At 63.2% G+C, this 13,836-nt stretch carries 10 protein-coding genes and 1 pseudogene; 1 reads left to right on the forward strand and 10 read right to left on the reverse strand.

The window, feature by feature from the left end; all coding sequences use genetic code 11:
* Positions 1 to 23: 23 nt before the first annotated feature.
* From ACM6HV_RS05055 to ACM6HV_RS05065, 3 genes are all read right to left on the reverse strand, one after another.
* Positions 24 to 2,657: an excinuclease ABC subunit A gene (locus ACM6HV_RS05055; protein WP_414903679.1), complete on the reverse strand. Its 2,634-nt coding sequence runs from the start codon at positions 2,655 to 2,657 to the stop codon at positions 24 to 26.
* Between the two features lie 183 nt (positions 2,658 to 2,840).
* On the reverse strand, positions 2,841 to 4,952 hold the full coding sequence (locus ACM6HV_RS05060; protein WP_414903680.1) for an ATP-binding protein: 2,112 nt from the start codon (positions 4,950 to 4,952) through the stop codon (positions 2,841 to 2,843).
* 135 nt (positions 4,953 to 5,087) lie between these two features.
* Entirely contained in the window at positions 5,088 to 5,777 is a 690-nt protein-coding gene (locus ACM6HV_RS05065) for a GntR family transcriptional regulator (protein WP_414903681.1), read from the reverse strand.
* A 19-nt stretch (positions 5,778 to 5,796) separates the two neighbouring features.
* On the opposite strand from ACM6HV_RS05065, the pseudogene ACM6HV_RS05070 reads away from it, so the two are divergent.
* Positions 5,797 to 5,895 (forward strand): annotated as a pseudogene (locus tag ACM6HV_RS05070) (hypothetical protein); the annotation flags it as partial.
* 120 nt (positions 5,896 to 6,015) lie between these two features.
* Here ACM6HV_RS05070 and ACM6HV_RS05075 read toward each other — a convergent pair.
* The 7 genes from ACM6HV_RS05075 to lexA all read right to left on the reverse strand — a co-directional run bounded on the left by ACM6HV_RS05075 (position 6,016) and on the right by lexA (position 13,742).
* Entirely contained in the window at positions 6,016 to 6,675 is a 660-nt protein-coding gene (locus tag ACM6HV_RS05075; RefSeq protein WP_414903682.1) for a DUF799 domain-containing protein, read from the reverse strand.
* Positions 6,672 to 7,040, reverse strand: a complete 369-nt coding sequence (locus tag ACM6HV_RS05080; RefSeq protein WP_003225593.1) for a DUF4810 domain-containing protein — start codon at positions 7,038 to 7,040, stop codon at positions 6,672 to 6,674. Before ACM6HV_RS05080 ends, ACM6HV_RS05075 begins: the two co-directional genes overlap by 4 nt.
* 29 nt (positions 7,041 to 7,069) lie before the next feature.
* Positions 7,070 to 7,756 carry a CsgG/HfaB family protein gene (locus tag ACM6HV_RS05085; protein ID WP_186448497.1) on the reverse strand — a complete coding sequence of 229 codons (687 nt, stop codon included), beginning with the start codon at positions 7,754 to 7,756 and terminating at the stop codon, positions 7,070 to 7,072.
* Between the two features lie 254 nt (positions 7,757 to 8,010).
* Positions 8,011 to 11,088, reverse strand: a complete 3,078-nt coding sequence (locus ACM6HV_RS05090; protein ID WP_414903683.1) for an error-prone DNA polymerase — start codon at positions 11,086 to 11,088, stop codon at positions 8,011 to 8,013.
* Positions 11,085 to 12,500: a Y-family DNA polymerase gene (locus ACM6HV_RS05095; RefSeq protein ID WP_131670299.1), complete on the reverse strand. Its 1,416-nt coding sequence runs from the start codon at positions 12,498 to 12,500 to the stop codon at positions 11,085 to 11,087. The genes ACM6HV_RS05090 and ACM6HV_RS05095 overlap by 4 nt, the downstream gene beginning before the upstream one ends.
* Positions 12,501 to 12,507: 7 nt before the next feature.
* Positions 12,508 to 13,125: a translesion DNA synthesis-associated protein ImuA gene (gene imuA / locus ACM6HV_RS05100; RefSeq protein WP_414903684.1), complete on the reverse strand. Its 618-nt coding sequence runs from the start codon at positions 13,123 to 13,125 to the stop codon at positions 12,508 to 12,510.
* Complete coding sequence (gene lexA / locus ACM6HV_RS05105) at positions 13,125 to 13,742, reverse strand: transcriptional repressor LexA (RefSeq protein ID WP_086790987.1); 618 nt, start codon at positions 13,740 to 13,742, stop codon at positions 13,125 to 13,127. The genes imuA and lexA overlap by 1 nt, the downstream gene beginning before the upstream one ends.
* Positions 13,743 to 13,836 lie beyond the last annotated feature (94 nt).

Consider the following 13,836-nt stretch of genomic DNA (forward strand, 5'->3'; position numbering starts at 1 on the left):
TGGGGTCAGTCGGAACACCCGGGCTATCGGCTCAAGGCCCGGGCCAGAAATGGCGCGGTCCGGCTCTTCTTGCTCGTTGCGACTTTCAGCGGTGTGCCGGCCACGACAATCCGGCCGCCCTGATCCCCGGCCCCCGGGCCGATGTCGATCACCCAGTCACTCTGCGCTACCACGCGCATTTCATGCTCGACCACGATGACCGTGTGCCCTGCCGTCACCAGGTTGTCCAGTTGTTCCAGCAGCCGATCGACATCCCGCGGATGCAAGCCGGTGGTCGGTTCATCCAGCACATACAAGGTCGCGCCGCGCTGATTGCGCTGCAGTTCGGTTGCCAGTTTGATCCGCTGCGCCTCGCCACCGGACAGTTCGGTGGCCGGCTGCCCGAGCCGCAGATAACCGAGGCCGATGTCTCGCAGCACTTCCAGCGAACGGCGAATTGTCGGCTGTTCGCCGAACACCTCGACCGCCTCATCCACGGTCAGTTGCAGCACCTGCGCAATGCTCAGGCCTTGCCACTGAATCATCAACGTCTGCGGGTTGTAGCGCGCGCCATGACAGGTTGGACACGGTGCATACACGCTCGGCATGAACAGCAACTCAACGCTGACAAACCCCTCACCCTCGCAGGTCGGGCAACGGCCCTTGGCGACGTTGAAGGAGAACTGCCCGGCGTCGTACCCCGCCGCCCGCGCCTCGGGGGTGGCGGCGAACAGCTTGCGGACGTTGTCGAACAGCCCGGTGTAGGTCGCCAGATTCGAACGCGGCGTACGGCCAATCGGCTTTTGATCGACCTGCACCAGTCGTTTGATCGACTCCAGCCCTGAAGTCACCTGACCGCTGCTGGCCTGCGGCGCGTCGTCTTCGAGACTGAGTTCTTCCGGCGCCTCTTCAATCACCGGGCGCCCGAGTTGCGCACCGACCAGTTCGAGCAACGCCTGACTGACCAGACTCGACTTGCCCGAACCCGATACCCCGGTCACCGAGGTGAAACAGCCCAGCGGAAATTCAGCGCTGAGGTTGTGCAGGTTATTGCGGCTGATGCCATCGAGTTTCAGCCAGCCGCTCGGCTTGCGCGCCGTACGGGTCTGCCGCTGGCTCTCGGCAAACAGATAGGCGCGGGTCTGCGATTCGTCGATCTCGGCCAACCCGGCCGGAGGGCCGCTGTACAACACCTGCCCGCCCTTCTCACCCGCCGCCGGGCCGACATCGATCAGCCAGTCGGCGCGGCGCATGGTTTCCAGATCGTGCTCGACCACAAACAGCGTATTGCCGTCAGCCTTCAAGCGCTGCAAGGCCTCGAACAGCGCCTCGCCATCGGCCGGATGCAGACCGGCGGATGGCTCGTCGAGCACGTAGATCACGCCGAACAGTTGCGAGCCCAATTGCGTCGCCAGGCGCAGGCGCTGCAACTCGCCGGACGACAGTGTCGGCGTACTGCGCTCCAGCGCCAGATAACCAAGGCCCAGATCGGTCAGGGTGCTGACCCGTTCCAGCAAGTCCTCGGCAATGCGCTGCGCTGCCAGGCGTTTTTCCAGCGACAGGTTCGGCGTGTGGCGTACGTCCGGCGCGCTGGTGTGGCCGCTGGCACCGTGGGCGACGCGTTGCTGACGCGCCTCGCGGGTTTGCGCATGGCTGAGGGTTTCACCGCTTTCCTCGGCCTGTTCCAGATACGTCGCGGCGGCCACGGGCTTCAATACTTCGGCGACTTGCAGCAACGGCATCTGCGACAACTCGCCAATGTCGTATCCGGCAAAGGTCACCGACAACGCTTCACGCTTGAGGCGCTTGCCGTCACACAACGGGCACGGGCTGCCGAGCATGAATTGCGCAACGCGCTTCTTCATCAACGCACTTTGCGAGTGGGTAAAGGTGTGCAGGATGTAGCGCCGGGCGCCGGTGAAGGTGCCCTGATAACTCGGTTCCATCTTGCGTTTGAGCGCGACCCGGGTTTCCTCCGGGGTCAGCCCGGCGTACACCGGCACGGTGGGCGTTTCTTCGGTGAACAGAATCCAGTCGCGCTGTTTTTTCGGCAGCTTCTTCCACGGAATGTCGACGTCGATGCCCATGGTCACAAGAATGTCGCGCAGGTTCTGCCCTTGCCACGCCAGTGGCCAGGACGCCACGGCGCGTTGGCGGATGGTCAGGTTCGGATCAGGCACCATCAGCGCCTCGGTCACTTCGTAGACCCGGCCAAGGCCGTGGCACTCAGGACAGGCGCCCTGCGGCGTGTTCGGTGAAAAATCCTCGGCATAGAGCATCGGTTGCCCCGACGGATAACTGCCGGCGCGGGAATACAGCATGCGGATCAGGCTGGACAAGGTGGTCACGCTGCCCACCGACGAGCGCGTGCTCGGCGTACCGCGCTGTTGTTGCAAAGCCACGGCGGGCGGCAAGCCTTCGATGGAATCGACATCCGGCACACCGACCTGATCGATCAGGCGCCGCGCGTACGGCGCCACCGATTCGAAATAGCGCCGTTGGGCTTCGGCGTACAAGGTCGAAAAGGCCAGCGACGACTTGCCCGAACCGGAGACGCCGGTAAACACCACCAGCGCGTCGCGAGGGATATCGACGTCGACGTTCTTCAGGTTGTGCTCACGGGCGCCACGCACCCGGACCATGCCGGTAGGTGCTTTGGAATTACGCTTGGAAGTCATTGGCTGTCCCTGCAGAAAAAATTAGGGGCGAAGCTGAGCCCTGTGGTGAGGGGATTTATCCCCGATCGGCGGCGCAGCCGGCGCAGTCACTGCAAATGCCTTATAGCTGGAAAAATGCAGGGGAGTGCTGCGCACTCCATCGGGGATGAATCCCCTCGCCACAGGGAATCGGGAATTGGCCAGCTAGGCACTGAGCACCGATCGAATCATCTGCAACAGTGACTCCGGGCCATACGGTTTGCTCAGCAGGTGCGTGTCCGGGCTCAACTGGTGGTTGCGCGAAATGATGTCGCGGGTGTGGCCAGAGGTGAACAGCACCGCCACCGGCGGTACCTGCACCTTGGCCCATGCCGCCAGATCGGAGCTTTTGATCAGCCCCGGCATCACCACGTCGGTGAAAATCAGATCCACTTCGATACCTTCCAGCAGCCTCTGCATCGCCACGTCGCCATTACCGGCGGTCAACACGCGATAACCTTCTTCGCGCAGCAATTCCACGGCCGAGGCGCGCACCGCGTCGTTGTCCTCGACCACCAGAATGGTCTCGTGGCCGCCGCCCTGTTGCTTGTCGATACTCGGCGTCTCATCAAGGACCGGACGCAGGCTGCGCGGAAAGTACAGTTGCACCCGCGTGCCTTCGCCCACGGTGCTGTCGATCTCGACATGGCCACCACTTTGTTTGACGAAACCAAACACCATGCTCAAACCGAGCCCGGTGCCCTGGCCGTCAGCCTTGGTGGTGAAGAAAGGCTCGAACACTTGCTCGAGCATTTGAGGCGCAATGCCGACGCCGCTGTCGCTGACCATCACCCGTACGAAATCGCCGGCGACGATGCCTTTTCCTGCGCAAAAAGTGCTGTCCAGCCGCGTGTTGATGGCGCTGAGGACAATCGTGCCCTCGCCTTTCATCGCGTCCCGGGCGTTGATCGCCAGATTGAGAATGGCGTTTTCCAGCTGATTGCGGTCGACGTTGATGTGCCACGGTTCCTGCGGCAATTGCACGTCGATCTGAATGGTTTCGCCCAGCGCACGCTGGAGCAATTCACCGACGCCGTCGAAGATCTGCCGCGGATCGCACACCGCCGGCGACAACGGTTGGCGCCGGGCAAAAGCGAGCAATTGCGACGACAGTTTCGCACCGCGTTCCACCGCTGCCAGCGAGGCGCTGACCCGGCGTTGCACGTTGGCATTGTCCGGCTCATGCCGTGCCAGCAAATGCAGGTTGCCGGCAATCACTTGCAGCAGGTTGTTGAAGTCGTGGGCCACGCCGCCGGTGAGTCCGCCGATGGCTTCAAGTTTTTGCGACTGGCGCAATTGCTCTTCCGCCGCCAGCCGGGCATCCACTTCACTGGCCACCCGCTGCTCCAGGTTGCGCGTGAATTTGAGCAGGGATTCTTCGGCGATCTTGCGTTCATGGATGTCGATCAACACCCCGGGGAAACGGAGCGGCGTGCCTTGCTCGTCAAACTCGCATGCGCCACTGGCAAGCACCCACAGATAGCTGCCATCGGCCCGCAACACGCGGTATTCGGCGTTGTACGGCTCACCGGTGTGCAGCGAATGATTGACCCGGTCCTGCACCCACGCCAGGTCATCCGGGTGAATCCGCGATTCAGTCAAGGATTGCGGCAGGTTGCTCAGATCCTGCTCCGGCGGATACGAAAACGTGCGAGCGAAACGCTCGTCCGCCGACAACACATTGTTCTTCACATCCCAGACAAACGAGCCGAGCAACGCCCCGGCATTCAGCGCCAGACGCACCCGTTCGTTATCGGCGCGATAGGCGTCTTCAGCGGCCTGACGCAATTGTTCGGAGCGCACTAGCTCGGTGGTCTCGACCACCATCGCCATCACCCCGGAAGGCACGCCATCATCGTTGGCCACCGGGCTGTAATACAGATCCATCCAGACATCTTCAGGCACGCCATCGCGTAACAGCACCAGTTCCTTGTTGCGGTAGGACAAGGTGCCGCCCGCCAGACAGGTGTCGACCACGTGCCGGTTGAACTCGGCGACTTCCGGCCACCCCAGTTCCACGGGTGCACCCAGCAGATACGGGTGGCGGCCACCGGCAAACTGCGAGTACGCGTCGTTGTAGATCATGTACCCGGCGTGGCCCCAGAGCATGACCATCGGCAAGGGCGAGGCCAGCATCAACTGCACGGTGCTGCACAGGCTGGCAGGCCAGGTGTCGAGCGGGCCGAGTTCGGTGTGGCGCCAGTCGAACGCGCAAATGCGTTCGGCCATCTCGCCTTTCCAGCCGTCACAACCGTGGCTATCGGATAAAAACTGCATCGATTGACTCGGTGTCCTGTGGTGTTTGCCCGATATATCGCAACGCTGAACGAACGCAGCGCCCCTGTGTTTCGAGCGCCGTCGGTCGCATTGGTTTCATTGAAGGTATAGCCGATTTCTCGCGACGCCCCGGGTTCAGACCCCGATCAGGTGTTTGAGCGGATGGTAGCCAGTTTTCATCTTCGCAGCGACGTCGAGAATCGCCTTTTCGACGCCATTGAGGTGCAGGCAGGTCAGCTCGATGGCGGCGTTCTGGTCGCCTGCCTCGATGTATTCGATCAGGCGCAGATGTTCGTTGTCGCGGCAGGCTTCGTGGCTGTCGTCATCCAGTGCGGCAACGTACAGCGAGGCGCGGGAAATCAGCTTCTGGAACCAGTCCAGCAGCACCGGATTATTGAGGCTGCGCGCCAGTTTGATATGGAACTCGCCGAGCAGGTGGATCAGTCGTTCATGATCGCCGGCGGCGTGGGCTTCATCTTCCAGCAACAGGTGTTCGCGCAGGTCTTGCATCGCCGCGGTGTCCTTGCGGCGGCACAGCTCGGTGACGATACCGATCTCGATCAGCCGCCGGGTTTCGAACAGCGAGCGGATCTCTTCATTGCTCGGCAATGACACCGACGCACCCTTATTGGGCTCGGTGGTGACCAGCCCCTCGGCTTCCAGTTGCTTGAGCGCAGCGCGCACCGACGTACGGCTGACATTGAACAGTTCGGCCAGCGAAGTCTCGCCCAGCTTCATCCCCGGACGCAGCGAACGCTTGCTGATCGCCTGGTAAACCCCTTGGTAGACGCGGTCGACCGTGGTTTCCAGTTTCTTCTCGGTCATTCGAACACTCCTTTAGCCTCAGGCAAACACGGTGTTCCAGAGTTTTGCGCTGTTTGCTTCGATAAGTGTGGCGCAGGATATCGCCTTTGGTGGCGAGATGCAGGGGATGAATCGCAAGTCAGGAGGGTCAAGTGAGCGGGAGGCCGTCATGATGCAAAAAGATCGCAGCCTGCGGCAGCTCCTGCATTTGGGATGCGTTTCCCTGCAGGAGCTGCCGCAGACTGCGATCTTTTGATCTTCAGTCGGTACCGTATTTCGGCGAACGCGGACCGTACAACAGGCCAGCGTGCTGACCGGCCGACAACAGACGATTGCTCGCCACACCGGCAATCGGATACCCGGCGTCGGTCGAACTGTTGATCACCTGCTTCACTGCGGCGGTAATCAGCATGCCGACCAGACCGCCGCCGCTGTTGTTGCCGCCCTCTTCGCTCGACGCCCGCGCCGAACCGGTCCACAGCGTGGTGCCGGACTTCAGGTCCACCAGTTTGGCGGTGGCGGTCACCGCGGTTTCGCTGCTGATGACCATGTAACGCGTACCGTACTCGGTCACGGTGATGTACAACGCAGCGTCGGCGCCGAAGATTTCCTTCAGTTTGTTCGCCGGAGCCTGATGGATATCATCCGGCGTAGTCAGACCGTTCTGGCGGAAGGTTTCGTCCACCAGCGCGATTGGCAGTACGTAGTAACCGGCTTCAGCGAGTGGGAATGTCACCTGCGACAGCAGGCTGTACGAGGCTTTCACGTCGGGCGAGGTGTTCAGCGGCGGCAGCACCAGAATGGTCTTCGGCCGTGCCTGTTTGTAAGCCGAGTAATCCACGGTTTTCGGCGCGACGCAGCCACCGAGTACGGTCAGGGCCAAACCGGCGACCAGCAGTTTCAGGGTGCGCGAGATCATTTGGCGTCTCCGGTCTTGGCGTTTTTAAGCAGAAAATCCATGTATGGGCCGGACTCGGGGAACAGCGCTTTTTCGGTGCGGAACTGCTGCACCATCTGATCGTCCTTGCCCATGCTCAGGTACAGCAGTCCGAGATGCGCGTGGTAGCCCGGCGGCACAGCCTTGCCGGTGGAACGGATCTTTTGCAGATCGCGCTCCAGCACTTCGGCCTGTGCTTCCTTCGGCTCTTCGCCTTTGAAGTATTCGTAGACCTGCGGTTGATAGTCTTCCCACTGGTACAGGGTTTTCGGGCTGCTGCAACCGGCCAGCAAGGCGCTGGCGGCCAGCGTCAGGGCCAGCAGCGACCGCGACAAAGTCAGATTCATGGGGTGTTGCTCCTTGCAATGAATAACGATCAGTTAGCCGGTTTCCAGGCACCGGCGTTCATGCCATCGACCAGACGATTGATCGCCTCGCGCATGGCCAGATCGAGGACTTTGCCGTTGAGGGTGGAGTCGTACGCGGCGGTGCCGCCAAAACCGATGATTTCGCGGTTGGACAAGGCGTACTCGCCGGCGCCCTGCGTCGAATACACCACTTCGGAGGTGCTGATGTTGACGATGTTCAGGTTGACCTTGGCGTAGGCGACCTGGGTCTTGCCACGGCCAAGAATGCCGAACAGTTGGTGGTCGCCGGTTTCCTTGCGGCCGAACTCGGTGACGTCACCGGTGACCACGTAATCGGCGCCCTTGAGGCGCTGGGCCTGGCCCTTGATCGCGGCTTCCTGCTGGATCTCGCCCATGTTGTCGCGGTCCAGTACCGAGAAACGGTTGGTCTGCTGCAAGTGCGTGATCAGGATGGTCTTGGCCTGGCCGCCGAGACGATCGACGCCGTCGGAGAAGATCCCGCGCATGTAGCTGGAGCGGTTATCGAACTTGCCCACCGCCATCGGTACGCGAACGCCGGTCCAGACTTGCGTGGCGCTCTCGACCTTGGCCACCGGCAGTGCGCGGGAGCTTTCGGTGGCGCATCCGGCAAGAGAGCTGGCAAGGGTACCGAGCACGGCAATCGCAACGCCTGAGACCAACATCCGGGAGATCATTCTCACTGTACATTCCTTCTGAAAAAACGGTGTGTCCCGGCACGGCAAAGCGGTGGGGAGCAGGAAAAGGGGCGGCATTATGACAAAGTGCCATCATTCGCGACAGATTTTTTTGACGCCAATGAATTGGCTGATCCGAACACCACAAATTCCGCCCTGTAGGAGCTGCCGCAGGCTGCGATCTTTTGACTTGGCTTTTTAAAAACAAGATCAAAAGATCGCAGCCTTCGGCAGCTCCTACAGGGGGACCGGTGTTAATGGAAGTCGCGGCTCTGTACGCGGATGCCGTCGAGCAGTGGACTCAGATCGCTCAGTCGCCCGGCGATCAGGTGCCGCACTTCGCCCTCACGCTCCCAGCGGCCGTCAACCTTGAGCAGTTGCGAGCCGACCAGCACCTGACGCTGACGCTCGGCCAGATCGCGCCAGACCACCACGTTGACGTTACCGAATTCGTCTTCGAGGGTGACGAACGTCACGCCGCTGGCAGTGCCCGGTCGCTGACGCCCGGTGACCAGCCCGGCGATGCTCACTGGCCGACCGTGTTCGACGTCCAGCAACTCCTGTGAACTGCGGCAACGCCGGGCCTTGAGTTCGCCACGCAGCAACGCCAACGGATGCGGCCCCAGGGTGGTGCCAAGCGTCGCGTAATCGGCCTGCAAGTCCTCGCCGACACTCGGTTTGGGCAGCAGCACATCGGGCTCTTCCTGGCTCGGCAAGCCGGCAAACAGACCCAGCTGTTTCTGCACCCCGGCCACTTCCCAGCGCGCGCGATGCCGGTGCCCGGCCATCCCGCGCAACGCCCCGGCATCCGCGAGCAACGCCTGGGCCCGACTGTCGAGCGCGGCCCGTTCGCCCAGGTCGGCGACATCGGCAAACGCTCCCCGCGCCCGCGCCGCCTCAATGCGCCGCGCATCGTCCTCGCGAAAGCCCTTGATCATCCGCAGGCCCAAGCGGATCGCCGGTTGCCCGCCGCTGATCGGTTCCAGGCTGCAATCCCAGTCACTGGCGCGCACGTCCACCGGACGGATCTGCAACTGATGTCGGCGCGCGTCCTGAAGGATCTGATCCGGGCTGTAGAAACCCATCGGCCAGCTATTGATCAGCGCACAGGCGAACGCCGCCGGTTCGTGGCACTTGAGCCAGCAACTGGCGTAGGTCAGCAAGGCGAAACTGGCGGCGTGGGATTCGGGAAACCCGTAACTGCCGAACCCCTTGATCTGCTCGAAGATCTGCGCGGCGAATTCCGGGGTGTAGCCGTTTTTCTTCATCCCGGCAGCCAGTCGCGCCTTGTGCGGCTCGAGCCCGCCGTGGCGTTTCCACGCGGCCATCGAGCGGCGCAACTGATCGGCCTCACCGGGGCTGTAGTCGGCGGCGACGATGGCGATCTGCATCACCTGTTCCTGAAACAGCGGCACGCCGAGGGTGCGCTTGAGCACCACTTCCAGCTCCGGCGAGGGATAGGTTTCCGGCTCTTCCTTGTTGCGGCGACGCAGGTACGGATGAACCATACCGCCCTGAATCGGCCCGGGGCGGACGATGGCGACCTCAATCACCAGGTCGTAGAACTTCGCCGGCTTCAGCCGCGGCAGCATCGACATCTGCGCCCGCGATTCGATCTGGAACACGCCGATGGTGTCGGCGCGGCTGATCATCTCGTAGGTCGGTTTGTCTTCAGCAGGAATCGTCGCCAGGCTCAGATCCAGATGCCGATGCCGACGCAGCAAGTCGAAACAGCGACGGATCGCACTGAGCATGCCGAGGGCGAGGATATCGACCTTGAGCAGCCCGACCGCGTCGAGGTCGTCCTTGTCCCACTGAATGATCGTGCGCTCGGCCATGGCCGCGTTTTCCACCGGCACCAGCGTGTCCAGCGGCTGTTCGGAAATCACGAAACCGCCGGGGTGCTGCGACAGGTGCCGGGGGAAGCCGATCAGTTGCCCGGTCAGGCTCAGCACCCGGCGCAGTACCGGGCTGTCGGGATCGAAGCCGCCTTCGAGCAACCGCGCCAGCGGCGGTGTTTCGTCGCTCCAGTGGCCGCAGCAATCGGCCAGCGCATTGATCTGATCCGGCGGCAAGCCCAAGGCCTTGGCCACGTCACGTACCGCACCGGCGGCGTGGTAAGTGCTGACCACTGCCGTCAGCGCTGCCCGCTGGCGACCATATCGGCGAAACACGTATTGCAGGACTTCTTCGCGGCGTTCGTGCTCGAAATCCACATCAATGTCCGGCGGCTCGTTGCGCTCCTTGGACATGAAGCGTTCGAACAGCAGCGTGGTGCGATCCGGGTCGATCTCGGTGATACCCAAGGCAAAACACACCGCCGAGTTGGCCGCCGAGCCGCGGCCCTGACAGAGAATCCTTTGCTCGCGGGCAAAGCGCACCACGTCGTGCACGGTGAGGAAGTAGCTTTCGTAGCCGAGTTCGGCGATCAGTTTCAGTTCATCGTCGATTTGCTTGAGCACTTTGGCCTGCGGCCCTTTTGGCCAGCGCCAGGCAATGCCTTCTTCAGTCAGTTGACGCAACCAGGAGCTGCCGGTATGCCCCTGCGGCACCAGCTCTTTCGGGTACTCATAGCGCAACTCGCCAAGATCGAAGGTGCAGCGCCGCGCCAGTTGCACCGAGGCGTCGAGCAACGCTTGCGGATACAGCTCGCGCAACACGTCGAGGCTGCGCAGATGGCGCTCGCCGTTGGGATGCAGGCGCAACCCGGCCTCGGCCACCGGGACGTGATGGCGGATCGCAGTCATGGTGTCCTGCAAAGCGCGCCGGCCACGGGCGTGCATGTGCACATCACCGCTGGCGACAGCGGCAATCTGCAGCTGCTCGGCCAGACTCAGCAGCGCCGCCAGCCGCCGCTGATCGTCCTGACCGCGATGTAACTGCGCCGCCAGATACAGGCGCGCGCCGAAAGTCTGTTTCAGCCAGCGCCCCTCTTGCACGTCATCGACGCTGTCCGGCACCCACACGATGAACAATCCCGGCAGCGGCTCGCTGAAATCCTCGCGCAACACCTGGTACTGGCCCTTCTGCGTGCGCCGCCGAGCCTGAGTAATCAAGCCGCACAAGGTTTGATAGCCCGCCAGATTTTCCACCAACAGCAGCAGTTTCGGGCCGTTGTCGATGCGTATTTCGCTGCCGATGATCAGCGGCAGCTCCACTGCTTTCGCCGCTTGCCAGGCACGGACGATCCCGGCCAGCGTGCACTCGTCGGTGATCGCCAGCGCCTGATAACCGTGTTTTTTCGCCCGCTGAAACAGTTCAAGGGCGCTGGAGGCACCGCGCTGGAAACTGAAGTTCGACAGGCAATGCAGTTCGGCATAACCATCGCTCATGCAAACCAGCCCTGCAGCCACAACGGACCGCCCTCGCCCACCGCCCGATAGGCCCAGCCCTGCTGACCGGCGCGGTTCTGGATCAGGTAGTAATCGCGGCGCACATCGTCACCGTCCCACCAGCCGGACTCGATGCGCTCCGGTCCCATAAGAATCCGCGCCGAACCTTCGGGCACGCTTTGCGGTTCGCCGAGCAACCAGCCCGGACGCTGCACGCTCGGCAAATCGCTGCAACGCTGTTTGTCGACAGCGTTCTGCCACGCACATTCGGGGCGGTGGTCGGCCTGAAAGCGCAGGCCCTGCACCGCGTCATCGCCGAGCCGTGCGCGCAGGCGTTCGCGCAACTGCTCCCAGGGCAAGGTCTGTTGCGGACGGTCATCGAACAGTTCCTGAAACTGCGGCACGAAACTCGGCAGGTCTTCGGCACGCAGGCGAAAACCGCGCACCGGGGCCTCGACCTGGACTTGCTCCAGTCGCCCGCGGGCCAGTTCGAAGAGCATCGCCGGATCGCGCTCGGCGCTGAGCAGGCCGACCTTGATCAGCGTGTCCGGCAGCCCGGCGTGCTCCAGATGCAGGTCGAAACGCTGCACGCCGCTGTCACGTCCGCAGAGGAACGCCGACAGATCAGCGGTCAAGCGGCGTAACGGGAACAGCAGCGCCTGATGCGACTGCACGTCGAAATTGAGTTCGATGCGCACATCGAAACGATCCGGCGGCAGATAGAACGCCAAGGCCAGCGGACGCGCGCCAAACAACGTGTCGAGGTGTTTGAGCATCGACGCTTCGAAACGCCGGGCCAAGGCCTGACGTGGCAGGCTCTGCAGCTGGCTCAGGTGGCGCAGGCCCATGCGCGTCAGCGCCGTGGCGACTTGCGGCTCCAGCCCGACGCGGTCGACGGGCAACTGCCCGAGGTGATGTTGCAGGGCTTCACCGTCCGGTACGACGAGACCGTCGTAGGCGTTGGCCAGCACCCGCGCCGCCACCGGATTCGGTGCGGCGACGATGCGATGGCGGAAACCCAGCTCGGTCAGCTCCTTGCGCAGCCGTGCTTCGAACTGCGTCCAGGAGCCGAACAGGCCCAAGCTCGACTCGATCTCGAACACCACGGTACGCGGGTAATGCACGCTGACCTGGGCGCTGAACCGATAAGCCCACGCCGCGAGAAATTGCTGCCAGTGCTCGACCTCGGCCAGGTCGTAATCGGCCGTGGCAAAACCTTTGCTCAACGCTTGTGCGGCGGTCATCGACTGGCCGGCACGCAGCCCGAGCTGACGCGCAGCCGGATTAACCGCTTGCAGCACCCGGCGCTGGGCCGGGCCGCTGAGCAGCACCAACGGCTCATCGGGATCGGCACGCTGACGCAACACCGCGTCGAGGGCCAATTGCGGGAACAGAATACACACCCAGCGCATGACGACCTCAGTGCCCCACGGCAAACGCAATCGGTGCCGTGCGCGCCAGTCCGCCCCGGCATTTGAGCACGCGCAACTGGGACGGTCTGGCATCGATGGCAATGCGCAACGCCGCCGGCGACGGGTTGATCGCCTCGCTCAACGGGCGCCAGGCAAACGCCAGAGTCTGGCCGGTTTCCGCCGCCACCTGCAAGCGCCGCAACGCGCGGTCATCGGCCTTGTGCGGCCAGCACAGCACCGCGCCGCAACTGCCCGAACGCAGGCATTGTTCCGCCGCCCACAAGGCATCGCGTTCGCCGGCCTGAATCACCGACAACTGGCGCAGATCAACCCCGGCGTTCGCCCACGCCTGCGGGTACGGCACGAACGGTGGCGCCACCAGCACGATGCGCTCGCCCGCCGCCGACAGCCGCGCCAGCGTCGGCCACACCAGTTGCAGCTCGCCGACACCGGGGCCGGCCAGAAGGATTTCGCTCAGCGCCGCTTCCGGCCAGCCACCGCTGGGCAGTGCCGCATCCAGCGCGGCATGCCCGGTGGGTTGCGGGCTGGCCGCCGGTGGCGCAGGCCGGCCCTTCCAGACCTGGCCGCCATTGAACAGCGTATCGAGTGCAACGACGGCGCCCATCAGCCTTGCCTCACCAGACCGCAGAACACCCCTTCGATGGCCAGGTCCTGATCGTCGCGCACGACAATCGGCTGGTACGCCGGGTTGCGCGGCAGCAGCCGAACCTCATCGCCGACGCGCTCGAAGCGTTTGATTGTCACTTCACCGTCGAGGCGCGCCACCACGATCTGGCCGTTGAGCGCCTCGGGATTGCGCTTCACCCCCACCAGATCGCCGTCGAGAATGCCGTCCTCGATCATCGAATCGCCCTGCACCCGCAGCATGTAGTCGGGCGCACGGGAGAACAGCGCCGGGTCGAGCATCAAGCGGTTATGGATGTCGGCATCGGCACCGATCGGGGCGCCGGCGGCGACCCGGCCGAGCACCGGAATATCCAGCAGCTCCGGCCGCGCGGGTTGCCCGAGCAGGCGAATGCCCCGGGCCTGGTGCGGATTGACCTCGATAAACCCGGCTTCGGTGAGCGCCAGCACATGCTTGCGCGCCACGCTGCGCGAGGCAAAACCAAAAGCCTCGCTGATTTCAGCGAGGCTTGGGGGCTGACCGTGTTCGGCGATGCGTTCGCGGATAAAGGTCAGGATGGCGGTACGGCGGGGAGTAAGATTGGTCATGGAGTACATTTGTACTCCTGTGGGATTTTACTGACAAGCACCGCCAGTCGGCCTGCGCTGGCGATCCACAAAAATCAAAAGATCGCAGCCTCGTTTCACTCGA

The sequence above is a fragment of the Pseudomonas sp. IT-P260 genome, from assembly GCF_949768395.1.
Taxonomy (GTDB): domain Bacteria; phylum Pseudomonadota; class Gammaproteobacteria; order Pseudomonadales; family Pseudomonadaceae; genus Aquipseudomonas; species Aquipseudomonas parakoreensis.

What these genes read in the sequence shown, in the direction of transcription:
- ACM6HV_RS05055 (WP_414903679.1), bottom strand. Translation starts at nt 2,657, where the DNA reads ATGACTTCCAAGCGTAATTCCAAAGCACCTACCGGCATGGTCCGGGTG.
- ACM6HV_RS05060 (WP_414903680.1), bottom strand. Translation starts at nt 4,952, where the DNA reads ATGCAGTTTTTATCCGATAGCCACGGTTGTGACGGCTGGAAAGGCGAG.
- ACM6HV_RS05065 (WP_414903681.1), bottom strand. Translation starts at nt 5,777, where the DNA reads ATGACCGAGAAGAAACTGGAAACCACGGTCGACCGCGTCTACCAAGGG.
- ACM6HV_RS05075 (WP_414903682.1), bottom strand. Translation starts at nt 6,675, where the DNA reads ATGATCTCGCGCACCCTGAAACTGCTGGTCGCCGGTTTGGCCCTGACC.
- ACM6HV_RS05080 (WP_003225593.1), bottom strand. Translation starts at nt 7,040, where the DNA reads ATGAATCTGACTTTGTCGCGGTCGCTGCTGGCCCTGACGCTGGCCGCC.
- ACM6HV_RS05085 (WP_186448497.1), bottom strand. Translation starts at nt 7,756, where the DNA reads ATGATCTCCCGGATGTTGGTCTCAGGCGTTGCGATTGCCGTGCTCGGT.
- ACM6HV_RS05090 (WP_414903683.1), bottom strand. Translation starts at nt 11,088, where the DNA reads ATGAGCGATGGTTATGCCGAACTGCATTGCCTGTCGAACTTCAGTTTC.
- ACM6HV_RS05095 (WP_131670299.1), bottom strand. Translation starts at nt 12,500, where the DNA reads ATGCGCTGGGTGTGTATTCTGTTCCCGCAATTGGCCCTCGACGCGGTG.
- imuA (WP_414903684.1), bottom strand. Translation starts at nt 13,125, where the DNA reads ATGGGCGCCGTCGTTGCACTCGATACGCTGTTCAATGGCGGCCAGGTC.
- lexA (WP_086790987.1), bottom strand. Translation starts at nt 13,742, where the DNA reads ATGTACTCCATGACCAATCTTACTCCCCGCCGTACCGCCATCCTGACC.